This window comes from Mycobacterium sp. NGS67 (assembly GCF_059812185.1).
Map to the genome: position 1 here is coordinate 165,872 of NZ_JCALCF010000009.1, position 26,781 is coordinate 192,652.

The following is a 26,781-nucleotide window of genomic DNA, read 5'->3' on the forward strand; positions in this document are numbered from 1 at the left end:
CGAGATGCTCATAAACTTTCGCTTATACGGGTTCGTGAGATGGCCGAAAGATGAGGGCTGAGCAGAAGTGACGGTTGAGCTGGCGCATCCGTCTACCGAGCCGCTGGGATCGCGCTCGCCCGCCGAACCCGCCCATCCGCGCTGGTGGTTCATCTCCACCACACCCGGGCGCATCCTGTCCATCGGCATCGTGCTGGCCGCGCTCGGCGTCTCCAGTGCCTTCGCCACCTCGACCACGATCAACCACCGCCAGCAGGTGCTGACCACGGTGCTCGACCACACCGAGCCGCTGTCGTTCGCGGCGGGACGGCTCTACACCACGCTGTCGGTGGCCGATGCCGCGGCAGCCACCGCGTTCATCGCCCAGTCCGAACCGCGAGCGGTCCGGCTGCGTTACGAGCAGGCCATCACCGACGCCGCGGTGGCGGTGACCAGGGCGTCCAGCGGCCTGACCGACGAGTCGCTGGTGCAGCTGCTGGGCCGGATCAACGCCGAACTCGCGGTGTACACCGGGCTGGTCGAGACCGCGCGCACCAACAACCGGGCCGGCAACCCCGTCGGATCGTCGTACCTGTCGGAGGCGTCGGGGTTGATGCAGTCGCGCATCCTGCCCGACGCGCAGCGCCTCTACCAGGCGACGTCGGCCCGGGTGGACAGCGAGACCACGGCGTCCACCGAAATCCCGGCTCCCGTCATCCTGGTCGTCGCCACCACCGTCGTGTTCGGCGCGTTCGCGCATCGATGGCTGGCCCGGCGCACCCGGCGTCGCGTCAACCCCGGCCTGGTCGTCGGGGGTCTCGGTATCCTCGTCATGGTGGTATGGGTCGGGACCGCGTTGACTATTTCCACCACTGCGAGCCGCAGTGCGAAAGACACTGCCGCCGAGTCGTTGAAGACCGTCACCAACCTGGCCATCACCGCCCAGCAGGCGCGCGCCGACGAGACGTTGTCGCTGATCCGCCGCGGCGACGAAGAGGTTCGCAAGCGGGCGTTCTACCAGCGTATCGACGCCATGCACCGCCAGCTCGACGCGTACATGGCCCGCAATGACGCCGTCGACAAGGTCGATCTGCAGGGCGCCGAGCAGCTGCTGGATCGCTGGCAGCAGGCCAACGACCGGATCAACGCCTACATCTCGGTCGGCAACTACCGGTCGGCCACTCAGGTGGCGTTGGGCAAGAACGAGGACGACTCCACCCCGGCGTTCGACAAGCTGGACGAGGCGCTCACCAAGGCCATCGAGCAAAGCCGTAATCATCTGCGCAACGACGTGCTCAACGCGAAGCGTGGCCTGGCCGGGGCGCAGATCGGTGCGGTGGTGCTGAGCCTGGGTGCGGCGATCGCGGTCGCGCTGGGGCTGTGGCCGCGACTGAAAGAGTATCGGTGATGAGGCGCCTGCTCATCTTGGTCGCGGCGGCGGTGTTGCTGGTCGGCTGCGGTCACTCCGAACCGTTGAAAGTCGAGGCGATCCCCACGCTGCCGCCGCCGACACCGGTGGGCATGCAGGAATTGCCGATGGAGACCCCGCTGCCGCCGGATACCACCAGCCAGGACTGCAATCCCACCGCCAGCCTGCGCCCGTTCCCCAACAAAGCCGACGCCGACGGCGCCGTGGCCAACATCCGCACCCGCGGCCGGCTGATCGTCGGGCTCGACATCGGCAGCAACCTGTTCAGCTTCCGGGACCCGATCACCGGCGACATCACCGGCTTCGACGTCGACATCGCCGGGGAGGTGGCACGCGACATCTTCGGCGGGCCCAACCACGTCGAATACCGGATCCTGTCGGCCGACGAGCGCATCACCGCGCTGCAGCGCTCGCAGGTCGACATCGTCGTCAAAACCATGACCATCACCTGCGAGCGCCGCAAGCTGGTCAACTTCTCCACCGTCTACCTCGACGCCAGCCAGCGCATCCTGGCCCCGCGGGATTCCTCGATCAGCAAAGCGGCGGACCTGTCCGGAAAGCGGGTCTGCGTGGCCCGCGGCACCACCTCGCTGCGCCGGGTCCGCGAGATCGCGCCGCCGCCGGTCATCGTGTCGGTGGTGAACTGGGCCGACTGTCTGGTGGCGATGCAGCAGCGCCAGATCGACGCGGTGTCCACGGACGACACGATCCTGGCCGGGTTGGTTGGAGAAGACCCGTCGCTGCGCATCGTCGGGCCGAACATGGCCACCCAGCCCTATGGCATCGGGATCAACCTGGACAACACCGGACTGGTCCGGTTCGTCAACGGCACCCTGGAACGCATCCGGAACGACGGCACCTGGAACACCTTGTACCGCAAGTGGTTGACGGACCTGGGCCCCGCGCCACTGCCGCCCCAACCGAAGTACGTGGACTGATGGGCAAGCCGGCGCAGCAAGACCAGCGCGACGAACTGGACCAGGACACCGCCGCCGAACCGGCTTACCAGCCGGAGGACGTGCAGACGGGTGCGACGGCCACGACGGGCCAGCCGCAGGCCACGCAGGCGTTGTTCCGGCCCGATTTCGACGACGACGATGACGACGACTCCGCTTGGACGCTGGGCTCCATAGACACCCAGCCGCAGGACCGCCTGGCCGGGGCGACGCGGTCGTTGCCGCCGGTCCGACAGCTCGGCGGCGGACTGGTGGAGATCCCGCGGGTGCCGGACATCGACCCGCTCAAAGCGCTGATGGAAAACCCGGTCGTCCCGGAGTCCAAGCGCTTCTGCTGGAACTGCGGGCGGCCGGTCGGGCGGTCGGGCTCGGAGGGCGAAGGCGCGTCGGAGGGTTGGTGCCCGTATTGCGGCAGCCCGTATTCCTTTGTGCCACAGTTGAATCCGGGCGACATCATCGCCGGACAGTACGAGGTCAAGGGTTGCATCGCGCACGGCGGCCTGGGCTGGGTCTACCTCGCCGTAGACCACAACGTCAACGACCGGCCGGTGGTGCTCAAAGGCCTGGTGCATTCCGGTGACGCCGAGGCGCAGGCGATCGCGATGGCCGAGCGACAGTTCCTGGCCGAGGTCGTGCACCCCTCGATCGTGCAGATCTTCAACTTCGTCGAGCACAACGACAAGCACGGCGATCCCGTCGGCTACATCGTCATGGAGTACATCGGCGGTCAGTCGCTCAAGCGGAGCCGCAAGAACGGCAAGACCGAGAAGCTGCCGGTTTCCGAGGCGATCGCCTACATCCTGGAGATCCTGCCCGCCCTGAGTTACCTGCATTCCATCGGCTTGGTCTACAACGACCTGAAGCCGGAGAACATCATGCTCACCGAGGAGCAGCTGAAGCTGATCGACCTCGGCGCGGTGTCGCGGATCAACTCGTTCGGCTACCTGTACGGCACGCCGGGCTACCAGGCGCCCGAGATCGTGCGGACCGGCCCGACGATCTGCACCGACATCTACACCGTGGGACGCACGCTGGCGGCGTTGACGCTGAATCTGCGCACCCGCAACGGGCGTTACGTGGACGGGTTGCCCGACGACGACCCGGTGCTGACCGAGTACGACTCCTTCGGCCGGTTGCTGCGCCGGGCCATCGACCCCGACCCGCGGCGGCGGTTCGCCAGCGCCGACGAGATGTCCGCGCAGCTGATGGGTGTGCTGCGTGAGGTGGTGGCCCAGGACACCGGGGTGCCCCGGCCCGGGTTGTCGACGATCTTCAGTCCCAGCCGCTCGACGTTCGGGGTGGACCTGCTGGTGGCGCACACCGACGTGTACCTGGACGGGCAGGTGCATTCGGAGAAGCTGACCGCCAAGGAGATCGTGACGGCGCTGTCGGTGCCGCTGGTCGATCCGGCCGACGTCGCCGCGCCGGTGCTGCAGGCCACGGTGTTGTCGCAGCCGGTGCAGACGTTGGACTCGTTGCGGGCCGCGCGGCACGGCTCGCTGGACGCCGACGGTGCCGACGTGTCCGAGTCGGTGGAACTGCCGCTGATGGAGGTCCGCGCGCTGCTGGATCTGGGTGACGTCAGCAAGGCGACGCGCAAGCTCAACGACCTGGCCGAGCGGGTCGGCTGGCAGTGGCGCCTGGTGTGGTACCGCGCGGTGGCGGAGTTGCTCACCGGCGACTACGACTCGGCCATCCGGGATTTCGCCGACGTGCTGGACACCTTCCCGGGGGAGCTGGCGCCCAAGCTGGCGCTGGCCGCGACCGCCGAGCTGGCCTCGCAGCCCGACGAGCACAACTTCTACCGGCGGGTGTGGGGGACCAACGATGGCGTGATCTCGGCGGCTTTCGGATTGGCCAGATCCCTCTCGGCCGCCGGCGATCGCAACGGTGCGGTGCGGGTGCTCGACGAAGTACCGCCCACCTCAAGGCATTTCACGACCGCCCGACTGACCAGCGCGGTGACGCTGCTGTCCGGGCGGTCGCAGAACGAGATCACCGAGGAACAGATCCGCGACGCCGCGCGCCGGGTGGAAGCGCTGCCGGCCACCGAGCCACGCGTCCTGCAGATCCGCGCGCTGGTGCTGGGCGGCGCGATGGACTGGTTGCAGGACAACCGGGCCAATAATCAAGCCAGCACCAATCACATCCTGGGCTTCCCGTTCACCGACCACGGTCTGCGGTTGGGTGTGGAGGCGTCGCTGCGCAACCTGGCACGTGTGGCGCCGACCCAGCGGCACCGGTACACGCTTGTGGACATGGCCAATAACGTGCGGCCGATCAGCACTTTCTAGTCGCCACCGTGGCGCTTCACCCTCGACCGCTGGGCGTTGCGCGTGAACCCTGGGCGTTGCGCGTGAAGCCTGGGCGAAGATCCGCCGATTTCCCCGCCCTACGTTCACTCCGAAAACCCTGACTTCACAACCAAAGCCAAGTACTCACACTCTACCGCTGTTCAGGAGCGCTCCCGCGTTGCGCGTGAAGCCTGGGCGTTGCGCGTGAAGCCTGGGCGTTGCGCGTGAACCCTGGGCGAAGATCCGCCGATTTCCCCGCCCTATGTTCACTCCGAAAACCCTGACTTCACAACGAAAGCCAAGGACTCACACTCAACCGCTGTTCAAGAGCGCTACCGCGTTGCGCGTGAACCCTGGGCGTTGCGCGTGAACCCTGGGCGAAGATCCGTCGATTTCCCCGCCCTACGTTCACTCCGAAAACCCTGACTTCACAACCAAAGCCGTCATTGCCCACGCCAACCCCGTTCCTCCATCACCACTCTCACTCGGCGCACGATTTCGGCAGGCCGATTCTCGACGACGATGCGGACTATGATCCAGCCCATCTGCTCGAGCATCTCCAAGCGCCGAATGTCGTACACATATCGTCCGCGTTCGGTCTGGTGGTGCTTACCCTCGTATTCCACGCCAACCAGAAACTGTTCCCAACCCACGTCCACGTGCGCGAACGGAATCCCGTCCTTGCCCAGTACCGGGATCTGGGTCTGCGGCCGCGGGAACCCCGCTTCGATCAGGAGCAGCCGAAGGTAGGTCTCCCTCGGCGACTGCGCACCCGCGTCGACGAGTTCCAGCGCGGTCTCCAGACGTCGCAGACCTGGCGAGCGCGGGTGGCATCGTGCGAGTTCCAGTACATCGGGAACTTTGAACCCCGTCGCAGCGGCCAGCGCATCCAGTCGAGCAACCGCTGAGTGCAGTGCTCCCCTCCGGCCGATGTCGAATGCGGTGCGCTCCGCCGTGGTGACCGAACGGCCGTCGATCGTCTGCTTTTCACCGTCCAACAGCAGACACCGTCTGGACACGATGCCGCGGGGCGGTCGAGAGTTGTTACAGATCAACTCAATTGGTACGTCGCGAGGAATCCACTTGGCGCCGTGCAACGCAGCCGCGGCCGCACCCGCGACCGTAGCGGCACCCTTGCACCACAGCCAAGCCGCCGCGATGCGCTGCTCCAGTAACGGCTCGGCCCGCGCAGCGAGGTAGACGTCGGGCAGCAAAGCGCGGTATCGCGTGCGCAGCTGATGGCGGTTCAAGGTCCCACCGGCCAGCGCCCTGCTGCCGAAGAACGGCTCCTCCATGACCGGCAGAGTCGCACGGACAAGGCAAACCGCGCATTCGGCTATCCACAGCTACAACACGCCGACGCAGTCGCGCGCGATGGCCAGCTCCTCGTTGGTCGGCACGACCAGCACAGAGATTCGCGACTCGTCCGACGAGATGCGCCGAGCTCCGCTGCCGGTCGAGTTGCGGTCCTCGTCGAGCTCGATCCCCAGCTCGCGCAGTCCGGCCAGGGCGTCCCGGCGCACCGCCACGTCGTGCTCACCGATGCCGGCGGTGAAGCTGATCACGTCGGTGTGGCCCAGCACCGCCAGGTAGGCGCCGATGTACTTGCGCAGCCGGTGGATGAACACGTCGTAGGCCAATTTCGATGCGGCGTCGCCGGATTCGATGTTGGCGCGCAGCCGGCGGAAGTCGCGTTCACCGGCTAGGCCCTGCACGCCGGACTTTTTGTTGAGCATCGTCTCGATCTCGTCGACGCCCATCTCGGCGGTGCGCCACAGGTAGCTGATGACGCCGGGGTCGACGTCGCCGCTGCGGGTGCCCATCACCAGGCCCTCCAGCGGAGTCAGACCCATCGATGTCTCCACCGGTCGGCCACCCACCACCGCCGACGCCGATGCGCCGTTACCCAGATGCAGCACAATCTGATTCACGCTGTCCAGAGGTCGGCCCAGGAACGCAGCGGCCTGCTGGCTGACGTATTCATGTGAGGTGCCGTGAAATCCGTACCGCCGGATCTGGTAGGCAGCGGCCAGGTCCCGGTCGAGGGCATAGGTGGCGGCCGCCGCGGGCAGATGGTGAAAGAAGGCGGTGTCGAACACTGCGACATGGGGCACGTCGGGCAGCAGCTTGCGTGCCACTTCGATGCCCGTCAAGGCCGGGGGATTGTGCAGCGGCGCCAGCGGCGAAAGCTGGTGTAGCTCTCCGACCACCGCGTCGTCCAGGCGCGTCGGTTCGTGGAATCTGTTGCCGCCGTGTACGACTCGATGCCCGACCGCGACCAGCCCGCTGTCGTGCAGGTCGATGCCGTCCTCGGACAGCAGGTCGAACGCACGGCGCAGCGCCGCTTCGTGGTCGGCGACCGACGACGAGGGTTCTCCGATCTGCTCTACCACGCCGCCGGCGCGCGACTCCCCCGAGTCGGGATCGACGAGCTGAAACTTCAGCGACGACGAACCGGAGTTGATCACCAGCACCAGACGGTCACTCATCGGGGATACCCTGCGCCTGAATCGCCGTGATTGCAACGGTATTGACGATGTCCTCGACCAGCGCGCCCCGAGACAGGTCGTTGACCGGCTTGCGCAGACCCTGCAACACCGGCCCGATCGCGATGGCACCGGCGGACCGCTGCACCGCCTTGTAGGTGTTGTTCCCGGTGTTCAGGTCGGGGAAGATCAGCACCGTGGCACGCCCGGCCACCGGCGAATCGCGCATCTTGGTGGCCGCGACCGACGGGTCCACCGCGGCGTCGTACTGGATTGGACCTTCGACCAGCAGCTCCGGTTCCCGGGACCGCACCAGTTCGGTTGCCTCGCGCACCTTTTCGACATCCGCGCCGGATCCCGACGAGCCGGTGGAATAGGACAACATCGCCACCCGGGGGTCGATGCCGAACTGCGCGGCGGTGCGCGCCGAGCTGATCGCGATGTCGGCGAGCTGTTCGGGCGTCGGGTTCGGAACAATCGCGCAGTCCCCGTAGGCCAGCACCCGATCGGGCAGACACATCAGGAAGATGCTGGACACGGTGGACACATCGGGAACCGTCCGGATGATCTCCAATGCGGGACGGACGGTGTGAGCGGTGGTGTGCACCGCACCGGACACCATGCCCTCGACTATCCCGTTGTAGACCAGCATGGTGCCGAAATACGTTGCGTCGTTCATGATCTCGCGGGCTTGCTCGACGGTGACGCCCTTGGCTTTGCGCAGTTCGGCGTACTGTTCGGCGAATTGTCCGTGCAGGTCGCTGGAGCGGGGGTCGATCACCTTCGCCGCGTCCAGACTGACACCGAGTTCGGCTGCGCGCGAACGGACTTGCGCCTCGTCGCCCAGGATCGTCAGGTTGGCGACCTCGCGCTGCAGCAGACGCCCGGCGGACTTCAGGATTCGGTCGTCCTCGCCCTCGGGCAGCACAATGCACTTGCGGTCCGCCCGCGCCTGCTGTTGCAGCTGACGGGTGAACATCTGCGGCGTGATCACCGTGGGGATGGGGATTGCCAACTGCTCCAACAGGTCCGCGACGTCGACGTGGCGGTCCATCAGTTGCAACGCCGTGTCGATCTTGCGTTGCGACGAGGCGGTGACCCGACCGCGGGCGGAGCCCGCGGCGCTGGCGGTGTCGTAGGTGCCCAGCGTGGTGGCGATGATCGGCAGCCGCAGACGCAGGCCGGACACAAGGGCCGCTATCGAAGGATGCAGCTCGAAACCGCCGTTGAGGATGATGCAGGACAGAGACGGAAACCCTTGCGCCGCATGCGCACTCGCCACAGCCAGCACCACGTCCGAGCGGTCACCCGGGGTGATCACCGCCATGCCGTCGCGCAGCCGTTCCAGCACGTGGTCAGCGGTCATCCCGGCGACCATCACGCCCATCACCTCACGTTCCCGCAGCGAGGTGTCGCCGCTGACCGGTGTGCCGTCGACCGCGTCGCACAGTTCGGCCACCGTCGGAGCCGCCAGCAGCGGTTCCTCGGGCAATACATAGCTACGCGGTGTGAACTCGCGCAGTGCCTCCCGCACCGCGTCCAGCTCGTCGGGTTCACACCGGTTGGCCACCACCGCCGCGGTGTGTGCACGCTGCGTGGACAACTCGGCCAGGCAGACCTCGACGACGGCGGCGACCTCCTGCGGGGTGCGGTCCTTGCCGCGCACCATCAGCAGCACCGGCGCACCCAAGTTGACCGCGATCCGGGCGTTGACCGCGAACCCGGCCGGGGTCGTCGCGCCGCCGATGTCGGTGAAATCGCTGCCCACGATCACCACCGCGTCACACTTCTCGGCCATCGCGTGATACGCGTCGGCGATGCACGACATCGCCGCGTCGCCGTCGTCGTGCAGTTGCTGGTAGGTCACCCCGACGCACTGTTCGTAGGGCAGGCCCGCAGTCGAATGGTCGAGCAACAGCTCCAAGATGTAGTCGCGGCCGTCCCCCAGCCGCGTAATCGGCCGGAACACACCGACTTTGGCGACGGTCGCGCCCAGGCGGTGCAGCAGGCCGAGCGCAATGGTCGACTTGCCGGTCTCGGCCTCGGGTGCGGCGATGTAGATCCCGGAGATGTCAGCCAAGTTTGCGCAATCTGGGTTCGAGATCCTTCTCGAAGAGCTCCAGGAAGCGCCGCTGATCGTGGCCGGGCGCGTGGAACACCAGGTGGTTGAGGCCCCACTGCACGTACTGTCCGACCTTCTCGACCGCCTCGTCGGGATCCGACGCCACAATCCAGCGCTTCGCGATCTGCTCGATCGGCAGTGCGTCGGCGGCCTTCTCCATCTCGATCGGGTCGTCGATGCTGTGCTTCTGTTCGGCACTCAACGACAACGGCGCCCAGAACCGGGTGTTCTCCTGGGCCAGCTCAGGGTCGGTGTCGTAGGAGATCTTGATCTCGATCATCTTGTCGATGTCGTCGACGTTGCGGTCGTTGATCTGCGCTCCCTCCCGGACCGCGGGCATCAGCTTCTCGGTGTAGAGCTCCTCACCCTTGCCGGACGTGCAGATGAAGCCGTCGCCGGCGCGGCCGGCGTACTTGGCCACCGCCGGACCGCCGGCCGCGATGTAGACGGGGACGCCGCCGTCGGGCACGTCGTAGATGGAGGCGCCCTTGGTGCGGTAGTACTCGCCGTCGAAGTCGACGCGGTCGCCGCGCCACAATTCGCGCATGAGCCGCACGGACTCCCGCAGTCGGGCGAACCGCTCCTTGAACTCCGGCCAGTCCCCCTCGTAGCCGGTGGCGATCTCGTTGAGCGCCTCCCCGGTGCCGACGCCGAGGAAGATGCGGCCCGGGTACAGGCACCCCATGGTGGCGAACGCCTGCGCGATCACCGCCGGGTTGTACCGGAAGGTCGGGGTGAGCACCGACGTGCCCAGCTGCAGCCGCTCGGTGCGCTCCCCGACGGCGGTCATCCACGCCAGGGAGAACGGCGCGTGCCCGCCCTTGTGCCGCCAGGGCTGGAAGTGGTCGCTGACGGTGGCGCTGTCCATGCCGTGCGCTTCGGCGAGGACGGCCAGTTCGACGAGCTCGCGCGGTGCGAATTGTTCGGCGGACGCCTTGTATCCGAGTTTCAGTTCAGCCACTGTTTCTTTCTACTCCTACACTTCCCGGCATGACGGACCTAGTACAAGTCACCGACAGCGTCCACCTCGCCCACGGCGAAGCGGTCAACTGGACGCTGGTCACCGACGACACCGGCGTGATGCTGATTGACGCCGGCTACCCCGGCGACCGCGAGGAGGTGCTGACTTCGCTGCGCACGCTGGGCTACGGTCCTGGCGACCTGCGCGCGATCCTGCTCACCCATGCCCATATCGACCACCTGGGCACCGCGATCTGGTTCGCCCGCGAGCACGGCACCCCGGTGTACTGCCACGCCGACGAAGTCGGGCACGCCAAACGCGAATACCTGGAACAGGTCAAGATCAGCGATCTCGCCCTGCGCCTCTGGCGGCCCCGCTGGGCGGTGTGGACTGCCCATGTGGTGCGCAGTGGTGGGCTGATCCGCGAAGGGATCCCGACCACCAAGCCGCTGACGCCCGATGTCGCCGCCGCGTTGCCCGGCCGTCCGCGACCCGTGTTCAGCCCCGGCCATACCAACGGCCACTGCTCGTATCTGGTCGACGGGGTGCTGGCCAGCGGGGACGCGCTGGTCACCGGACACCCATTGCTGCGTCAGGACGGCCCGCAACTGCTGCCGGCCATCTTCAGCTACAGCCAGCAGGAGTGCATCCGCACGCTATCGGTGCTGGCCGAGGTGGAGACCGAGATCCTGGCTCCTGGCCACGGGCCGCTGTGGCGCGGCCCGATCCGCGAGGCCACCGACGCGGCGCTAGAGAAAGCGCGTTAGCCCGCCAGGTGCTCGCGCAGTGTCGTGCCGGTGTATTCGGTGCGATAGGCGCCGCGCTCCTGCAGCAGCGGCACCACCCGGTCGACGAATTCGTCGAGACCGTGCGGGGTGAGGTGCGGCACCAGGATGAACCCGTCGCAGGCGTCGGCCTGGATGTAACGGTCGATCTCGTCGGCGATATGCGTTGCGGTGCCGACGAATTGCTCTCGGCTGGTGACGGCGATGATCAGCTCGCGGATGGACAGGCCGTCCGCTTCGGCCCGTTCCCGCCATCGTCGCGCCACCTTCACCGGATCACCGTGACGCACGCGTCCCTGGGTGATGTCGCTGTCGACGACCGGATCGATCTCGGGAAGGGGACCGTCCGGGTCGTAGTCGCCGAGTTCGCGGCCCCACACCTGCTCGAGCATCGCGATCGCGGTGGCACCGCTGACCTGCTGATGGCGAATGTGGCGCGCCTTGTCCCGCGCTTCGTCGTCGGTGTCGCCCAGGACGAAGGTAGCCGCCGGAAAGACCTTGAGCTGGTTGGGATCCCGGCCGCTGGCCCGCGCCCGTCCCTTGACGTCGGCGCAGTAGCGCTGCCCGTCTTCCAGGGACCCGTGCAGGGTGAACAGCGCGTCGGCGTGCCGCGCCCCGAACCCGCGGCCCTCGTCGGAGTCACCGGCCTGCAGCAGCACCGGGTGACCCTGCGGACCGGCCGGCAAAGTCGCATAGCCGCGCACGTCGAACTGTGAGCTCGAATACTCAACGCTACGAATGCGTTTGGGATCGACATAGACCCCGGCGTCGACGTCGGCCAGCACGGCATCGGGCGCCCAACTGTCCCAGAAGGCACGGGCGGCGGTCAGGAACTCCTCGGCCCTGCGGTAGCGGTCGGCGTGGCCCAGAAACCCGCCGCGGCGGAAGTTGGCCCCGGTGAACGCATCCGACGACGTGACGATGTTCCACCCGGCCCGCCCCTCGGACAGATGGTCCAGGGTGGCGAATTGCCTTGCCACCTCGAATGGTTCGTTGAAGGTGGTGTTGATGGTGCCGGTCAGGCCGATCCGGTCGGTGACGCCGGCCAGCGCAGCCAGCACGGTGAAGGTGTCCGGGCGGCCCACCACATCCAGATCGTGGATGCGGCCACGATGCTCGCGCAGTCGCAGCCCCTCGGCGAGGAAGAAGAAGTCGAACAAGCCTCGTTCGGCGGTGCGGGCCAGGTGCACGAACGAGTCGAACTCGATCTGACTGCCCGACGTGGGATCGGTCCACACGGTGGTGTTGTTGACGCCGGGGAAGTGAGCGGCCAGGTGAATGGGCTTGCGGCTCACGGTGTAATCCCCCACCGCCGCGCGATCAGTTCGTGGGAGCGCAGCCGGTCCTCATGCCGATGGGTGACCGAGGTGACGACGAGTTCGTCGGCGCCGGTCACCCGTTGCAGCGCCGCGAGCCTTTCGGCGACCTCGTCCGGATCGCCGACGAATTGTGTTGCGGTGCGGTCTTTTACCATCTCCTGTTGTTCGTCGGTCAGCGGTTCACAGTCGTCGGGATCCGGGTACGGCGCGGCACCGCCGGTCCGGACGGAATAGACCCAGTGGCCGTAACTGGACGCCAGACGCCAGGCGGTGGCGGAGTCGTCGGCGACCACGATGTCGGCCGACACCGCAACGTAGGGGCGCTGCAATGACTTCGACGGGACGAAGGCTTCGCGGCAGGCGTCGATGGCTTCCAGCGCGGTGGCCGGGGTGATGTGGTAACTGCCGACGAACGGCAACCCGAGCGCGCCGGCCAGCGCGGCGCTGGGTCCTTTGGTGCTGCCGAAGATCCAGGGTGTCAGGTCGGCACCTTCCCCGGGCGTGGCGTGCAGGTGGTGGCCGTCGACGTGGTAGGCGCCGGTCAGCATCGCGATGATGTCGCCGACCTGCTCGGCGAAGTCCGGTGTCACCGCCTCGGGCTGCTGCAGGACCGACATGGTCGCCTGAATCTGGCCGAGGCCCAGCATCTTTCGGAGGTCGAACGGCGTGGGGATCACCACTCCGTCGACTTCGTGCCAAACGCGGGGCGGCTTCGGTTCCCGCCGCCTGGGCTTGTCCTGCTTGGCACGCCGCTGACCGGAGCGCCCCACGCCGAGGTCGATGCGGCCCGGATAGAAGGCGTCGAGCATCCCGAAGCTCTCCACCACCGAGGCCACGGTGTGATGACCCAGTTGCACGGCGGCCGAACCCACCCGGATCTTGTTGGTAGCAGCGGCGATCTGCCCTATCAGCACCGCCGGCGCCGCGCTGGCGACGGCGACGAAGTGGTGCTCGGCAATCCAGAAGCGGCGGTACCCCCACCGCTCGGCGCGCTGCGCCAACTCGACGGTGTTGCGCAGCGCGGTGGCCGCGTCGCTGCCGGAGCTGATCGGCGACAGGTCCAGTATCGACAGCGGGATCATCGATTCACCCCCGTGTACCGATTGGGCGCCACCGGCAGGCCGAGCCGTTCCCGCAGCGTCTCGCCGTCCTGGTAGCCGCTCCGGAATTGCTTGGCGCGCTGCAGGAGCGGCACCACTTCGTCGACGATCACCGGTAGGTCCGTGGCGTTGACGGCCGGCCGCAACCGCACGCCGTCGATCCCCAGAGTCTGCCAGTGCAGCACCATGTCCACCAATTCCGTTGCGGTACCGGACCAAACCAGCGTGTCGGACACAAAGTCAGCGTTGTCGTGAAACGAAACCACCACGTCCGCAAACACTTTCAGTCGTGTTGATGGTATCTCGGCGAGGATGCCGCGCAGTGAATCGGCATCGGTGGGCGTGACGAACACGAGGTCGGCGCTGTCGGCGGCAAACTCGTAGACCGGGCCCGCGTGCGCCAGCGCGGCCACCACCGGCTGGCCCTGCGGCGGGCGCGGCGTGATCGACGGACCCTTGACCGAAAAGAACTTTCCGGTGAAGTCGATGTAGTGCAGCTTGTCCCGGTCGACGAAGCGTCCGGTGGCGGCGTCGCGGATCACCGCGTCGTCCTCCCAGCTGTCCCACAGTCGGCGTACCACCTCGACGTAGTCGCGGGCCTCGGCGAACAGCTCGGCCGGATCGACGGTCCGCCGGCCGAACAGCGCCGCCTCGTGGCTGGTCGAGCTCACCCTGGGCTGCCAGCCGGCCCGGCCGTGTGAGACGAAGTCAAGGGTGGCAATGGCTTTGGAGATGTGGAACGGCTCGGTGTGGGTGACGGTGGCGACCGGGATCAACCCGATGTGCCGGGTGGCCGGGGCGATCCGCGCCGCGACCAGCACCGCGTCACCGCGGCCGGCGAGACGCTCGGGACGAATCCGCTCACCCCGTCCGATCTGCGGCATCAGGGTGTCGTCGATGGTGAGGAAGTCGAGGAAGCCGCGTTCGGCGGTGACCGCCAGGTCGGCCCAGTAGCGGCCGCTGAGCACCGACCCGGCGGCGCCCGGCGTGACGCGCCAGGCCTGTGGATGCCAGCCGTAACCGTCGAGGGCCACCCCCAGATGCAAAGTCATGAAAGCGCCTTCAGGAAGGCGATCGGCAGCACCGGGCCCCGGGTCGGCAGCGGTTCGGCCAGCTGGGTGTATCCGGTCGAACGGTACAGCTGCACGGCCTCGGGTTGACGGTCGCCGGTGATCAGGTAGACCCGCCGATAGCCGCTGGCGGCGGCTCCGGCTTCCAGCGCGGCGACCAGCGCGGCGGCGTACCCGCGGCGGCGATGGTCGCGGTGCGTCCAGACGCGCTTGATCTCGGCGGTCTCGTCGTCATAGCGGCAGAATGCGCCTCCGGTCACGGGCTGCGCGTCGACCATGCCGATCAGCATGCCGCCGTGCGGCGCCGCGAACTCCCCGTCCGGGCCGTCGACCAGCCAGTCGCGGTAGCGACGCCGCTCTCCGCCGTACCGGTCGGCGTACTCGTCGGCCAGCTCGTCCAGCAGCGGCTGCGCCAGCGGATCGCTCAGCGCGACAGGCACGAAACGCAGCGCCGAAGGTGTGGACATCACGTAACTGTCTAACGCGCGTCGGCTGGAAGCATTCCGGTGAGGTATCGCGGGCTGACGGCGACATCGTGCGGGCTCATGCGCCGACGACCCGCCAATCCGATGGCGGCGACCAACTCGAGGATGCTGCGGTCGGTGACCTGCCAGCCCCGGGCGGCCAGGTTCTCCGGGGTGGAATGGAACTCGGCGTTGTACGTCAACTTGGTCAGGTCGACGTCCAAGCCCTGGCCGCGCCACTGGTCGATGAAGGCCCGCCCTTCCTGCAGCTGCATGGGGGTCCACGGCAGGTAATCCGCGGCGAACCAGCTACCCGGGGCGCTGACCGCGCTGACGTCACGAAGCAGGCGATCCTGCGCATCGGGCGGCAGATAACCGACCAGCAGGTTCTCCGCGATCCACATGGTGGGCTGGGCCGGATCGAAGCCGGCACGACGCAGCGCCGTCAGCCAATCTGCGCGCAGGTCGACACCCACCGCGCACCGATGCGCGCTCAGCTTGGCACCCAGGTCGCGCAATACCCGCACCTTGAAGTCGACCACATCGGGCTGGTCGAGTTCGTACATCCGCGTCCCGGCCGGCCACCAGAGCCGGTACGCGCGGGAATCCAGCCCGCAGCCCAGGTTCACCGCCTGCCGAATTCCGGCCCGGGCGCCGCTGGTGAGGAACTCGTCCAGGAACCGGCCGTGCACCCCGAGAATGTTGATCATCCCCGACATCATCGGATTGTCGCCGCCGTCGGCCGCGTACTGCTCGTCGTCGATCAGTCGGATGAAGTACTCCACCCCGGCGGCGCGGACCAGCGGAGCGGCGAACGGATCGTTGATCAGCCCCTTGTTGGTGGCGACCGCGCGGGCGGTCGCGCCGAACGTCGCGGTCATTCCGACGCCGGTGAACAGATCCCAGGTGTCGCCGTCCTCGCGTACCACGTGTCCGGCCTGTCAGCCGTCCAGTGCTTTGAGGGCGGCTCGCCATCCGAGCAGGAACATCGCGGTCACCGTCGAGGCGACCGCCACGAATGCCCCGGCGACGCTGGCCGAACTGGCTTTGCGCAGCGCCATGCCGGTCACCACGGTGGATAGCCAGACGATCACCCCGGTCGGCGCCACGTCGGTGGGCCGCCGCCACGCGCGCGACGCCAGCCACCCGATGGCGGTGCCGCTCAGAAACGGCCACGCCGTCTCCGCCAACCCGCCGACGCTGACGCCTTCATCGTGGCTACGGCGGCCGAGGGCACAGAAAGCAAGGATCGCCACGACGTCTACGCCCAGCCAGGCCGGCCCACGACGTGGTTGCATGCAGCGAGACTACCGGTCCCGGGCAGGATTGAGGGATGAACACAGACGCGCCGCCGACCTTTGATCCCTACGACCCGCTGGGTCTGGACGCGTCGTTGTCCAGCGACGAGATCGCCGTACGGGACACGGTGCGGGCCTTCTGCGCCGAGCACGTCACCCCGCACGTGGCGGAATGGTTCGAGGACGGCGACCTGCCGGTGGCGCGGGACCTGGCCAAGCAGTTCGGCGAATTAGGGCTGTTGGGAATGCATCTGGAGGGCTACGGGTGCGGCGGGGCGTCGGCGGTGCACTACGGGCTGGCCTGCCTGGAACTGGAGGCGGCCGACTCCGGTATCCGGTCGCTGGTGTCGGTGCAGGGTTCGCTGGCGATGTTCGCGATCTGGAACAACGGGTCCGAGGAGCAGAAGCAGCAGTGGCTGCCGGGTATGGCGGCAGGTGAGCTGATCGGCTGTTTCGGGTTGACCGAGCCCGACGCCGGCTCCGACCCGGCCGCGATGACGACCCGGGCCCGGCGTGACGGGTCGGACTGGGTGCTCAACGGGCGCAAGATGTGGATCACCAATGGTTCTATCGCCGACGTCGCCGTGGTGTGGGCCGCGACGGACGACGGCGTGCGCGGCTTCGTCGTCCCCACCGACACGCCCGGCTTCTCCGCGAACACCATCCATCACAAGCTGTCGCTGCGCGCCTCGATTACCAGCGAGTTGGTGCTCGACGACGTCCGGTTGCCCGAGGACGCCGTGCTGCCCGGGGCGACCGGACTGCGCGGCCCGCTGGCGTGTCTGTCGGAGGCGCGCTACGGAATCGTCTGGGGCTCAATGGGCGCGGCACGCTCGGCGTGGCAGTCCGCGCTGGACTACGCGTCGCAGCGCACCCAGTTCGGCCGCCCGATCGCCGGGTTCCAGTTGACCCAGGCCAAGCTGGTCGACATGGCGGTCGAACTGCACAAGGGACAGTTGCTGTCGCTGCATCTGGGCCGGCTCAAGGACAGTGTGGGTCTGCGTCCCGAACAGGTCAGCTTCGGCAAGCTCAACAACACCCGCGAGGCCATCGAGATCTGCCGGACGGCACGAACGATATTGGGCGGCAACGGAATATCGCTGGAGTACCCGGTGATCCGGCATATGGTGAACCTGGAGTCGGTGTTGACCTATGAGGGAACTCCGGAGATGCACCAACTGGTGCTCGGCCAGGCGTTCACCGGCGTGGGCGCGTTCCGGTAGAGGGGTAGCTGATGAGAGTTCTGTTGAGCGCTGCCCTGGCCGCCTTCTCGGTGATCTTGTGCCCCACGGCACAAGCCGACCCGGCGCTGCCGACCATGACTTCGACCGGCAGCGGACCCGTGGTGGGCGGTGGCGCCAACGCCGCAATTGCGCAGCAGCTGTACAGCTTTCACGACGCCAATATCCAAGAGGTCGACGGTAACGACGCGGCGGCATTCATCACGGCCGCTTCGGGTGTGGCCAACCGCGACGTCGCGACGGTGTTTCAGCCGTTGCAGCGGTCGCTGGGTTGTCAGGTGAACGGGACCGGGTTCGGGGCGCGGGCCTATCGTCGGGCCGACGGCAACTGGGGTGGCGGCATGCTGGTGATCGCCAAAAGCAGCGTGTCCGACGGTGAAGCGCTGAAGGCGTGCGTCAAGAACAGTTGGCGTAGGGCGACGGTGGGCACCCCGACGTCGATGTGCAACAGCGGCTGGAGTTACCCGCCCTACAGCGACATCAAGCGCGGCGAAGGCTATTTCGTGCTGTTGGCAGGTAGCAACTCGGACTTCTGCAGCGGACCTAACGGCAACTACCGGACCACCGCGAGTGCCTGGCCCACCTAGAAGGGTGGGGGTTCGTCGTCGGGGCCTGGTGGTGGGCTGGTGTCGGTCCAGCCGGTGACGCTGGCGTGGCGGTTGGCCATGCGGGCTTGGTGGTTGTGTCGGCGTTCGGCGGTGACGCGCTGAGCGCGGTTTTGGGCGCGGGTGCGGCGGCGTTTGGGCATCATCGCGCCGCGTTGGGCGCAGTGGTCTTGGGGCGCAATGGTTTCGGGGGTGGGCATGCCGCCGACGGCGGTGCACAGGCTGGGGAACAGCAGGGCGCTGCCGGGGGTGGTGACGTGGGTGTCTCCGGCGGGGGAGGTCAGGATCAGGGTGCCGTCGGCCAGTTGCTTTTCCGTCCAGCCCCAGAAGGTTTTGACCAAATGGTGGGTACGGCAGTAGCACTTGGTGTTGGCCGCGTGGGTGGGCCCGCCTTGCGACCACGGGATCGTGTGATCCAGATCACACTGGGTGGCGGGAACATCGCAACCCGGCCAGCGGCACGTCAGGTCGCGACAGCGCACGAAATCGGCCAACGCTTTGGACGGGCGGTAGTGCGGTTCGGGGGCGCAGTACCCGGGGTGGATCAGCGGCACCTGTTTGGCGGTCTGGGCCAACTCGGCGAGCAGTTCGGGGGTGATGAGCCCTTCGGCGCCGATCATCGCCGCCGGGTTGTCGGCGGTGCCGTTGAGGCTGTCGTGGGTGGCGATGACGTGGATGACGACCGGGCCGGCCGGTGGGCGGGTGGCCGCGGTGCAGTCCGGGCGGTCACAGCGGCAGGCCAGGCGCTCGTTGCCGGCGGCTAGAGCCCCGATGGCATCGGCGCGGCGTTGGGTGCGGGTGCGCGGGTCATGGCAGCACACGGTGGCCGCCAGCGCGGACAGTTTGTCGTCCAGGGCGCGGGCATCGGGGCTGGCCAGGTGGCCTTGGATGTCGCTGAGGCCTTCGAAGTCTTCTCCGATGTAGATCTCGCGGTCGCGCTGGCGTTTTTTGCGCCGGCGCACCGCATCGAGGTCGAGACGGGCCACGATCTTGTCGACCTGCGCCGAGAGCCGCCAGCCGCTCAGGGCGGGCCAGCGGGTGATGTTGGCGGCCACCAACGCATCCACCCGGGCCAGCACCTGGGGGTCCTCGATCAGATCGGTGCGCGAGACCACCGTGGCGAACGCCGAAAAACCGATGTCCCCACGCTCGAACACCGCCGCGGTCTGGGGCAGGCGTTCCCCCATGGCGCGGGCATAGTGGACTTTGCCCGAGGCCCAGGACTGGCTGATCTTCAGGCCTGCGGCCACTTCGGCGGCCACCGCGGCCGTGGTGTCGATCGCCCACGCCTGGGTTTCGGCGCTACGGGAGAGCCGATAGCAAAACAGCTGCCAGATCGCCGCCAGCTGGGTGGCCTCGGCCTGGTTGATCAGCCGATCGGCGTTTTGAATATGGCTCATCCACGCCGTGGACGCCGCGGTGGTCTCGCTCAACGCCTCCCGATGGGCGAACACCGCCCCCATCGACTCCTCGAACTGCGCCACCTTCGCCGCGGCGACAGCCTCCGGACCCGATTGCTCGAACATACGTTCGATACTACCACAATCACGCGTGCTGGGTCAGGTGGCTTCTCCGCCAGTTCCGTCAACGCGTCGGAAAATCCGATTTGCCCTGGGCCACTAGACTGGTGCACCGAGTCGAGAGCCGAGGAGCGTAGTGAACACCCAGCAGAACGGGGCCCAAACCGGTACCGCCCGCGTCAAACGAGGCATGGCCGAAATGCTCAAGGGCGGCGTCATCATGGACGTCGTCACCCCCGAGCAGGCCCGCATCGCCGAAGGCGCCGGCGCCGTCGCGGTGATGGCACTGGAACGGGTGCCCGCCGACATCCGCGCCCAGGGCGGGGTGTCGCGGATGAGCGACCCCGACATGATCGAGGGCATCATCGACGCGGTCACCATCCCGGTGATGGCGAAGGCCCGCATCGGGCACTTCGTCGAGGCGCAGATCCTGCAGAGCCTCGGCGTGGACTACGTCGACGAGTCCGAGGTGCTCACCCCGGCCGACTACACCCACCACATCGACAAGTGGCAGTTCACCGTGCCGTTCGTGTGCGGTGCCACCAATCTCGGTGAGGCGCTACGGCGTATCACCGAGGGTGCGGCCATGATCCGGTCCAAGGGTGAGGCGGGCACCGGCGACGTCTCCAATGCCACCACGCACATGCGCGCCATCGGCGGCGAGATCCGTCGGCTCACGTCGTTGTCCGAAGACGAATTGTTCGTTGCCGCAAAGGAATTGCAGGCCCCTTATGATCTCGTCGTCGAGGTGGCCCGGGCGGGCAAGCTGCCGGTGACCCTGTTCACCGCCGGTGGCATCGCCACGCCGGCCGACGCCGCGATGATGATGCAACTCGGCGCCGAGGGCGTGTTCGTCGGCTCCGGGATCTTCAAGTCCGGCGACCCCGCGCAGCGGGCGGCGGCGATTGTCAAGGCCACCACCTTCTACGACGACCCCGACGTGCTGGCCAAGGTGTCGCGTGGCCTGGGTGAGGCGATGGTCGGCATCAACGTCGAGGAGATCGCGGAGCCGCACCGGCTAGCTCAACGCGGCTGGTAAAAACATCCCGTGGCGATCGAAGAGATCCTCGATCTCGAGCAACTCGAGGTCAACATCTATCGCGGCAGCGTGTTCAGTCCTGAATCCGGTTTCCTGCAGCGCACTTTCGGCGGGCACGTGGCCGGCCAATCGCTGGTGTCGGCGGTGCGCACGGTCGACCCGCGCTACCAGGTCCACTCGCTGCACGGATATTTCCTGCGGCCCGGGGACGCCAAGGAGCGCACGGTGTTCATCGTCGAGCGCACCCGCGACGGTGGATCCTTTGCTACGAGGCGGGTCAACGCCATCCAGCACGGCGAGATCATCTTCAGCATGGGCGCCTCCTTCCAGACTGACCAGGAAGGCATCAACCACCAGGACGCGATGCCCGCGGCACCGCCCCCGGACGGACTGCCGGGCCTGGATTCGGTCAAGGTGTTCGACGACGCCGGATTCAAGCAGTTCGAAGAGTGGGACGTCTGCATCGTCCCCCGTGACCTGTTGAAGCTGTTGCCGGGCAAGGCATCTCAGCAGCAGGTGTGGTTTCGGCACCGAGACCCGCTGCCCGACGATCCGGTGCTGCACATCTGCGCGCTGGCCTATATGAGCGACCTGACGCTGCTGGGCTCAGCGCAGGTCACGCACATGCAAGAACGCGAGCACCTGCAGGTCTCGTCGCTGGACCACGCCATGTGGTTCATGCGCGCGTTTCGTGCCGACGAATGGTTGCTGTACGACCAGTCCTCACCGTCGGCCGGCGGCGGCCGATCGCTGTGCCAGGGCAAGATCTTCAATCAGAGCGGCGAGATGGTGGCCGCGGTGATGCAGGAGGGGCTGACCCGCTTCAAGCGCGGTTACCAGCCGTGAGCGCGCCCCGGGTCGGCGTGCTGGCCTTGCAGGGCGACACCCGCGAGCATCTCGCGGCGCTGCGGGAAGCCGGCGCCGAGGCCAGCACGGTACGGCGGCGCGCCGAACTCGAGGCCGTGGACGGATTGGTGATCCCCGGCGGGGAGTCCACCGCGATGAGCCATCTGCTGCGCGATTTCGACCTGCTGGAGCCGCTGCGCGCCCGGCTGGCCGACGGGTTGCCCGCCTACGGCGCTTGTGCCGGGATGATCCTGCTGGCCAGCGAGATCCTGGACGCGGGCGCCGACGGGCGCGCGGCGCTGCCGTTGCGCGGTATCGATATGACGGTGCGGCGCAACGCGTTTGGACGCCAGGTCGACTCGTTCGAAGGTGATATTCCGTTCGACGGGCTGGACGGTCCGGTCCGCGCGGTGTTCATCCGGGCGCCGTGGGTGGAGCGGGTCGGGGACGACGTGCAGGTGCTCGCCCGCGCGGCCGGACACATTGTCGCGGTGCGCCAGGGCGCGGTGCTGGCGACGGGGTTTCACCCGGAGGTGACGGGGGACCGACGCGTGCACCGGTTGTTCGTCGAGATGGTCCAGGGCCGCGGCTAAGTTCGGATCATGGCGTCGGCAAATGCGTTCGATCGGCCCGTCCACTCCTGGCGGGATATTCCCGGCTGGTTCCAGTGGCGTCGTCACCAGGAGGAAGCCGTTGCGCATTTTCCCGATGGGAGCCGGTTTGTCGAGGTGGGGTGTTATCTGGGGCAGAGCATCTGCTCGCTGGGCGAGGTGGTGCGCGAGGCGGGTCGCGACATCGCCATCGTCGGGGTGGACACCGCACGCGGCAGCGGTCCGGAAGGACGCGACAACACCGATGCGCATGGACCCGCGGTCCGGCACGGCGGCGGGACCTTCGCGGGGCTACTACACCGCAACATCATCGACTGCGGGCTGGTCGAGACCATCCAGCTGATCATCAGCGATTCGGTGGTAGCCGCCGAATTCTTCGCAGACGGTTCGGTGGCCTGGGTCCATCTCGATGCCCGACACGACTATGACAGCGTCGTCGCCGACATCGATGCGTGGCAGCCCAAAGTCGCGCCGGGTGGTTGGCTGTCCGGTGACGACTATCACCGTGAGTGGTGGCCCGGTGTGGTGCGCGCCGTCAGCGACAGACTGCCCCACGCGGTTCCGTGGTGGTCGACCCAATGGAGGTGGATCAAGCCCGGTGAATTGGGCGGCACGTAGACTCGTCAGGCGAACTTTTCGAAGCGAAAGAGGTAAGTCACACCGATGAGCGGCCATTCCAAGTGGGCCACCACCAAGCACCAAAAGGCCGTCAAAGACGCCCGCCGCGGCAAAGAGTTTGCCCGGCTGATCAAGAACATCGAGGTCGCGGCCCGTACCGGCGGCGGCGACCCGGCCGGTAACCCGACGTTGTACGACGCCATCCAGAAGGCGAAGAAAACCTCGGTGCCCAACGACAACATCGAACGCGCCCGCAAGCGCGGTGCCGGTGAGGAAGCCGGCGGCGCCGACTACCAGACCATCATGTACGAGGGGTACGGGCCCAACGGCGTCGCTGTGCTGATCGAGTGCCTGACCGACAACCGCAACCGCGCGGCCGGCGAGGTCCGGGTGGCGGTGACCCGCAACGGCGGCACCATGGCCGACCCCGGCTCGGTGTCTTATCTGTTCTCCCGTAAGGGCGTCGTGACCCTGGAGAAGAACGGCTTGACCGAGGACGACGTGCTGACGGCGGTGCTCGACGCCGGCGCTGAGGACGTCAACGACCTGGGCGAGAGCTTCGAGGTCATCTCCGAGCCGACCGACCTGGTCGCGGTGCGCTCCGCGCTGCAAGAGGCCGGCATCGACTACGAATCCGCCGAGGCCAGCTTCCAGCCGTCGGTCAGCGTGCCCGTCGACGCCGACGGTGCCCGCAAGGTGTTCAAGCTGGTCGACGCGCTGGAAGACAGCGACGACGTGCAGAACGTCTGGACCAACGTCGACCTGTCCGACGAGGTATTGGCCGCGCTCGACGCGGAGTGACCCTCACGGATGCCAGCGGCTGGCGGTCCGTACCACGACACCGCCGGACTCCGTCGGGTAGAGGTGCCAGGTCTGCCAGCGCCAGCCGGTGCCGTCGGGCTCGGCGGCCAATGCGGTCAGCGCGGCGTCGTCGCCGGGAAACACCCCACCCAGCCAGCCGTCGTCAATCTCGCACCGTTCGCGCAAGTAAGTTGCCAGCGTGCGGAAAGCGGACTCGTCGTACTCGTCGGTGCGTGCTTGCAGCCGGTAGCCGGGCGCAGCGGAACGTTCGGGCAGCTCGCCGCTCGTGAGGCAGGAAACCTGTTCGGAGAACCGGGCCGCGCCGTGCTCGACGACGACGACATGCGAAGCGCCCAGCACTCCGAGCGACAGCGCGCCGCCGTGAGGGTGATCCAGTCGACAGCTGGCCAGCGGGCGTGGCGCGGCCGCGTTCAGCGCCAACGCCAGTCGGGTCCCGGACACGTCGGCCGGCGCAACAGCGAGCTGATGAAGCGGCACCGGGCTCAACCTAGTTCATCGGCGCGTGTCCCTACCCGGCGATGTCGGACCGCCGGGCTAGGCTATCGAACAGCTGTTCGGTAGGAAGTAGGGAGCTGCGGTGCGGGTGATGGGTGTGGATCCCGGCTTGACGCGGTGCGGATTGTCGTTGGTGGAAAGCGGTCGTGGCCGCCAGATCACCGCTTTGGACGTCGACGTGGTGCGGACGCCGTCGGGCGAGCCACTGCACCGCAGGCTGCTGGCCATCAGCGACGCAGTCGATCACTGGCTGGACACCCACCGACCGGACGTGTTGGCCATCGAGCGGGTGTTCTCCCAGCACAACGTATCGACGGTGATGGGCACCGCGCAGGCCGGCGGCGTGATCGCCCTGGCAGCGGCCAAGCGCGACATCGACGTGCACTTCCACACGCCCAGCGAGGTCAAAGCCGCGGTCACCGGCAACGGTGCCGCCGACAAGGCGCAGGTCACCGCCATGGTCACCAGAATCCTTGCGCTGCAAGCCAAACCGACCCCGGCCGACGCCGCCGACGCACTGGCGTTGGCCATCTGCCACTGTTGGCGTGCGCCGACGCTGGAACGGCTGGCCGCCGCGCAGGCGCAGGCGGTGCAGCACCGCAACAAATACCTGGCCAAGCTGAAGGCGGCACGATGATCGCCTCGGTCCGCGGCGACGTGCTCGAGGTGGCACTCGATCACGCGGTGATAGAGGCGGCCGGCGTCGGGTACCGGGTGAACGCGACCCCCTCGACGCTGGCCACGCTGCGCGCAGGCACCGAAGCGCGGCTGATCACCGCGATGATCGTCCGCGAAGACTCGATGACGCTCTACGGCTTCTGCGACGTCGAGACTCGGGACCTGTTCCAGACGCTGCTGTCGGTGTCCGGGGTGGGTCCGAGGCTGGCGATGGCGACGCTGGCCGTGCACGACGCGGCGGCGCTGCGGCAGGCGCTGGCCGACGGCGATGTCGCCGCGCTGACCCGGGTGCCCGGCATCGGCAAGCGCAGCGCCGAACGGATGGTGCTCGAACTGCGCGACAAGGTCGGTGTGATCGCGGGGACGGGTGCAGCGCCGGCGGTGAACGGCCACGCGGTGCGGGGGCCGGTGGTCGAGGCGTTGGTGGGCCTCGGGTTCGCGGTCAAACAGGCCGAGGAAGCCACCGACAAGGTGCTGGCCGACAACCGGGAGGCGACGACGTCGACCGCGCTGCGGGCCGCGTTGTCGCTGCTGGGCAAGGCCAAATGAGCGACGACGATTTCGACGAGCGCGACGTCTCGCCGTCGCTGGCGGTCGGCGAGGGCGACATCGACGGCAGCCTGCGGCCGCGGTCGCTGCGCGAATTCATCGGCCAGCCCCGGGTCCGCGAGCAGTTGCAACTGGTCATCGAGGGCGCCAAGAACCGCGGCGGCACCCCGGACCACATCCTGCTGTCCGGGCCACCGGGCCTGGGCAAGACGTCGTTGGCGATGATCATCGCCGCCGAGCTGGGATCCTCGCTGCGGGTCACGTCGGGCCCCGCCCTGGAACGCGCCGGTGACCTGGCCGCGATGCTGTCCAACCTGGTCGAACACGACGTGCTGTTCATCGACGAGATCCACCGGATCGCCCGGCCCGCCGAGGAGATGCTGTACCTGGCGATGGAGGACTTCCGGGTCGACGTCGTCGTCGGGAAGGGGCCCGGGGCGACGTCCATTCCGCTCGAGGTCGCACCCTTCACCCTGGTCGGCGCGACCACCCGTTCCGGCGCGCTGACCGGCCCGCTGCGCGACCGGTTCGGCTTCACCGCGCACATGGACTTCTACGAGCCCGCCGAGTTGGAGCGGGTGCTGGCGCGCTCAGCGGGCATCTTGGGCATCGAGCTGGGTGCCGAGGCCGGTGCCGAGATCGCGCGCCGCTCGCGCGGGACGCCGCGGATCGCCAACCGGTTGCTGCGCCGGGTCCGTGACTACGCCGAGGTGCGCGCCGACGGCATCATCACCCGCGACGTGGCCAAGGCTGCCCTGGAGGTCTACGACGTGGACGAACTCGGCCTCGACCGGCTGGACCGAGCGGTGTTGTCGGCGCTGACCCGCAGTTTCGGCGGCGGTCCGGTAGGGGTGTCGACCCTGGCGGTCGCGGTGGGGGAGGAGGCCGCCACCGTCGAGGAGGTGTGCGAGCCGTTTCTGGTGCGGGCGGGCATGGTAGCCCGCACCCCGCGCGGCCGGGTGGCGACCGCGCTGGCGTGGACACATCTGGGTATGACGCCCCCGGCCGGCGTCTCGCAACCGGGACTATTCGACTAGGAGAGCGAAATGGTCACTGCCGCAATAGTTTTCGCCGCGCTGGCTGCGGCGCTGCACGTCTACATCTGGACTATGGAGTCTTTCACGTGGACCTCCAGGCGCACCCGGGCCACGTTCGGCACCACACCCGAGGAAGCCGAGACCACCAAATTGCTGGCGTTCAACCAGGGGTTCTACAACCTGTTTCTGGCGATCGTGACAGGTATCGGCATCGCGGCGGTATGCGCCGGGCACCGGGATGTGGGTGCCGCGCTGGTTTTCGCCGGGGTGGGGTCCATGGCGGCGGCCGCCGTCGTGCTGTTGGTCTCGGCACGGGACAAGGCGCGGGCCGCGGTGACCCAGGGCCTGTTCCCGGTCATCTCCGTCGCCCTACTGATAGCCGGTTTGGCCACCCGCTGACAACACGACCGTTAAACGAGGCATCGCCCGGGTACCCAAGTCGGTACCTATGAAGGAG

The 26,781-nt window shown here is 67.7% G+C and carries 27 protein-coding genes; 15 read left to right on the top strand and 12 right to left on the bottom strand.

The genetic code is table 11. The features are described from left to right. Positions 1-67: 67 nt before the first annotated feature. From glnX to AC5Y4D_RS11240, 3 genes are read left to right on the top strand one after another with little or no spacing between them, the layout of a single operon-like run. Positions 68-1,387 carry a protein kinase G-activating protein GlnX gene (gene glnX / locus AC5Y4D_RS11230; RefSeq protein WP_499944659.1) on the top strand — a complete coding sequence of 440 codons (1,320 nt, stop codon included), beginning with the start codon at positions 68-70 and terminating at the stop codon, positions 1,385-1,387. Further along, positions 1,387-2,346 carry a glutamate ABC transporter substrate-binding protein gene (locus AC5Y4D_RS11235; RefSeq protein WP_500037152.1) on the top strand — a complete coding sequence of 320 codons (960 nt, stop codon included), beginning with the start codon at positions 1,387-1,389 and terminating at the stop codon, positions 2,344-2,346. Before glnX ends, AC5Y4D_RS11235 begins: the two co-directional genes overlap by 1 nt. Then, a complete protein-coding gene (locus AC5Y4D_RS11240) occupies positions 2,346-4,658 on the top strand; it encodes a serine/threonine-protein kinase PknG (RefSeq protein WP_500037153.1) in 2,313 nt (770 codons plus the stop codon). The genes AC5Y4D_RS11235 and AC5Y4D_RS11240 overlap by 1 nt, the downstream gene beginning before the upstream one ends. Positions 4,659-5,101: 443 nt before the next feature. On the opposite strand, the gene AC5Y4D_RS11245 is transcribed toward AC5Y4D_RS11240, so the two are convergent. Genes AC5Y4D_RS11245 through fgd form a run of 4 tightly spaced genes read right to left on the bottom strand, consistent with a single transcriptional unit; the run spans position 5,102 to position 10,227 of the window. Further along, complete coding sequence (locus AC5Y4D_RS11245; RefSeq protein WP_500037154.1) at positions 5,102-5,953, bottom strand: putative endonuclease domain-containing protein; 852 nt, start codon at positions 5,951-5,953, stop codon at positions 5,102-5,104. A 51-nt stretch (positions 5,954-6,004) separates the two neighbouring features. Then, the gene (locus tag AC5Y4D_RS11250) at positions 6,005-7,147 is read right to left on the bottom strand and encodes an acetate kinase (RefSeq protein WP_500037155.1); all 1,143 of its coding nucleotides are present in this window, start codon (positions 7,145-7,147) and stop codon (positions 6,005-6,007) included. Next, the gene (gene pta / locus AC5Y4D_RS11255; protein WP_500037156.1) at positions 7,140-9,224 is read right to left on the bottom strand and encodes a phosphate acetyltransferase; all 2,085 of its coding nucleotides are present in this window, start codon (positions 9,222-9,224) and stop codon (positions 7,140-7,142) included. The genes AC5Y4D_RS11250 and pta overlap by 8 nt, the downstream gene beginning before the upstream one ends. Beyond that, the gene (gene fgd / locus AC5Y4D_RS11260; RefSeq protein WP_500037157.1) at positions 9,217-10,227 is read right to left on the bottom strand and encodes a glucose-6-phosphate dehydrogenase (coenzyme-F420); all 1,011 of its coding nucleotides are present in this window, start codon (positions 10,225-10,227) and stop codon (positions 9,217-9,219) included. Before fgd ends, pta begins: the two co-directional genes overlap by 8 nt. 29 nt (positions 10,228-10,256) lie before the next feature. Here fgd and AC5Y4D_RS11265 point away from each other — a divergent pair, with 29 nt between their 5' ends. Next, complete coding sequence (locus AC5Y4D_RS11265; RefSeq protein ID WP_500037158.1) at positions 10,257-10,994, top strand: MBL fold metallo-hydrolase; 738 nt, start codon at positions 10,257-10,259, stop codon at positions 10,992-10,994. On the opposite strand, the gene AC5Y4D_RS11270 is transcribed toward AC5Y4D_RS11265, so the two are convergent. From AC5Y4D_RS11270 to AC5Y4D_RS11295, 6 genes are read right to left on the bottom strand one after another with little or no spacing between them, the layout of a single operon-like run. After that, positions 10,991-12,307 (bottom strand): NtaA/DmoA family FMN-dependent monooxygenase, encoded by a 1,317-nt coding sequence (locus AC5Y4D_RS11270; RefSeq protein WP_500037159.1) that lies wholly within the window; start codon positions 12,305-12,307, stop codon positions 10,991-10,993. The two genes, AC5Y4D_RS11265 and AC5Y4D_RS11270, sit on opposite strands and share 4 nt — an antisense overlap. Continuing rightward, on the bottom strand, positions 12,304-13,413 hold the full coding sequence (locus AC5Y4D_RS11275) for an LLM class flavin-dependent oxidoreductase (RefSeq protein ID WP_500037160.1): 1,110 nt from the start codon (positions 13,411-13,413) through the stop codon (positions 12,304-12,306). The genes AC5Y4D_RS11270 and AC5Y4D_RS11275 overlap by 4 nt, the downstream gene beginning before the upstream one ends. After that, positions 13,410-14,483, bottom strand: a complete 1,074-nt coding sequence (locus AC5Y4D_RS11280; protein ID WP_500037161.1) for an LLM class flavin-dependent oxidoreductase — start codon at positions 14,481-14,483, stop codon at positions 13,410-13,412. The genes AC5Y4D_RS11275 and AC5Y4D_RS11280 overlap by 4 nt, the downstream gene beginning before the upstream one ends. Continuing rightward, a complete protein-coding gene (locus tag AC5Y4D_RS11285) occupies positions 14,480-14,968 on the bottom strand; it encodes a GNAT family N-acetyltransferase (RefSeq protein WP_499944648.1) in 489 nt (162 codons plus the stop codon). Before AC5Y4D_RS11285 ends, AC5Y4D_RS11280 begins: the two co-directional genes overlap by 4 nt. Positions 14,969-14,979: 11 nt before the next feature. Then, positions 14,980-15,846, bottom strand: coding sequence for an SAM-dependent methyltransferase (locus tag AC5Y4D_RS11290; RefSeq protein ID WP_500037171.1), 867 nt, complete (start codon positions 15,844-15,846; stop codon positions 14,980-14,982). 60 nt (positions 15,847-15,906) lie between these two features. Then, a complete protein-coding gene (locus tag AC5Y4D_RS11295) occupies positions 15,907-16,263 on the bottom strand; it encodes a DUF3054 domain-containing protein (protein ID WP_500037162.1) in 357 nt (118 codons plus the stop codon). Positions 16,264-16,298: 35 nt separating this feature from the next. Here AC5Y4D_RS11295 and AC5Y4D_RS11300 point away from each other — a divergent pair, with 35 nt between their 5' ends. Next, entirely contained in the window at positions 16,299-17,486 is a 1,188-nt protein-coding gene (locus tag AC5Y4D_RS11300) for an acyl-CoA dehydrogenase (protein WP_500037163.1), read from the top strand. An 11-nt stretch (positions 17,487-17,497) separates the two neighbouring features. Then, complete coding sequence (locus AC5Y4D_RS11305) at positions 17,498-18,091, top strand: hypothetical protein (protein WP_499944645.1); 594 nt, start codon at positions 17,498-17,500, stop codon at positions 18,089-18,091. Here AC5Y4D_RS11305 and AC5Y4D_RS11310 read toward each other — a convergent pair. Next, positions 18,088-19,572, bottom strand: a complete 1,485-nt coding sequence (locus AC5Y4D_RS11310) for an HNH endonuclease signature motif containing protein (protein ID WP_500037172.1) — start codon at positions 19,570-19,572, stop codon at positions 18,088-18,090. The genes AC5Y4D_RS11305 and AC5Y4D_RS11310 overlap by 4 nt on opposite strands. Before the next feature lie 193 nt (positions 19,573-19,765). Between AC5Y4D_RS11310 and pdxS the strand changes: the two genes are divergently transcribed. The 5 genes from pdxS to AC5Y4D_RS11335 are packed head-to-tail and all read left to right on the top strand — an operon-like array spanning position 19,766 to position 23,544. Then, the gene (pdxS, locus tag AC5Y4D_RS11315) at positions 19,766-20,668 is read left to right on the top strand and encodes a pyridoxal 5'-phosphate synthase lyase subunit PdxS (protein WP_499946729.1); all 903 of its coding nucleotides are present in this window, start codon (positions 19,766-19,768) and stop codon (positions 20,666-20,668) included. Positions 20,669-20,677: 9 nt separating this feature from the next. Next, positions 20,678-21,514, top strand: coding sequence for an acyl-CoA thioesterase II (gene tesB, locus AC5Y4D_RS11320; RefSeq protein WP_499946730.1), 837 nt, complete (start codon positions 20,678-20,680; stop codon positions 21,512-21,514). Next, a complete protein-coding gene (gene pdxT / locus AC5Y4D_RS11325; RefSeq protein WP_500037164.1) occupies positions 21,511-22,107 on the top strand; it encodes a pyridoxal 5'-phosphate synthase glutaminase subunit PdxT in 597 nt (198 codons plus the stop codon). The genes tesB and pdxT overlap by 4 nt, the downstream gene beginning before the upstream one ends. Before the next feature lie 9 nt (positions 22,108-22,116). Further along, positions 22,117-22,743, top strand: coding sequence for a class I SAM-dependent methyltransferase (locus AC5Y4D_RS11330; RefSeq protein ID WP_500037165.1), 627 nt, complete (start codon positions 22,117-22,119; stop codon positions 22,741-22,743). 45 nt (positions 22,744-22,788) lie between these two features. Further along, positions 22,789-23,544: a YebC/PmpR family DNA-binding transcriptional regulator gene (locus AC5Y4D_RS11335; protein WP_499946733.1), complete on the top strand. Its 756-nt coding sequence runs from the start codon at positions 22,789-22,791 to the stop codon at positions 23,542-23,544. Between the two features lie 3 nt (positions 23,545-23,547). Here the strand turns inward: AC5Y4D_RS11335 and AC5Y4D_RS11340 are convergent, their stop codons facing one another. Continuing rightward, entirely contained in the window at positions 23,548-24,042 is a 495-nt protein-coding gene (locus AC5Y4D_RS11340) for a DUF2617 family protein (RefSeq protein ID WP_500037166.1), read from the bottom strand. Positions 24,043-24,142: 100 nt separating this feature from the next. Between AC5Y4D_RS11340 and ruvC the strand changes: the two genes are divergently transcribed. The 4 genes from ruvC to AC5Y4D_RS11360 are packed head-to-tail and all read left to right on the top strand — an operon-like array spanning position 24,143 to position 26,723. After that, positions 24,143-24,697, top strand: a complete 555-nt coding sequence (gene ruvC, locus AC5Y4D_RS11345; protein WP_499946735.1) for a crossover junction endodeoxyribonuclease RuvC — start codon at positions 24,143-24,145, stop codon at positions 24,695-24,697. After that, positions 24,694-25,287 (top strand): Holliday junction branch migration protein RuvA, encoded by a 594-nt coding sequence (gene ruvA / locus AC5Y4D_RS11350; protein ID WP_500037167.1) that lies wholly within the window; start codon positions 24,694-24,696, stop codon positions 25,285-25,287. The genes ruvC and ruvA overlap by 4 nt, the downstream gene beginning before the upstream one ends. Continuing rightward, positions 25,284-26,324, top strand: a complete 1,041-nt coding sequence (gene ruvB / locus AC5Y4D_RS11355) for a Holliday junction branch migration DNA helicase RuvB (protein WP_499946737.1) — start codon at positions 25,284-25,286, stop codon at positions 26,322-26,324. Before ruvA ends, ruvB begins: the two co-directional genes overlap by 4 nt. A gap of 9 nt (positions 26,325-26,333) precedes the next feature. Then, on the top strand, positions 26,334-26,723 hold the full coding sequence (locus AC5Y4D_RS11360) for a DUF1304 domain-containing protein (protein WP_499992862.1): 390 nt from the start codon (positions 26,334-26,336) through the stop codon (positions 26,721-26,723). The last annotated feature ends 58 nt before the right edge of the window (positions 26,724-26,781 follow it).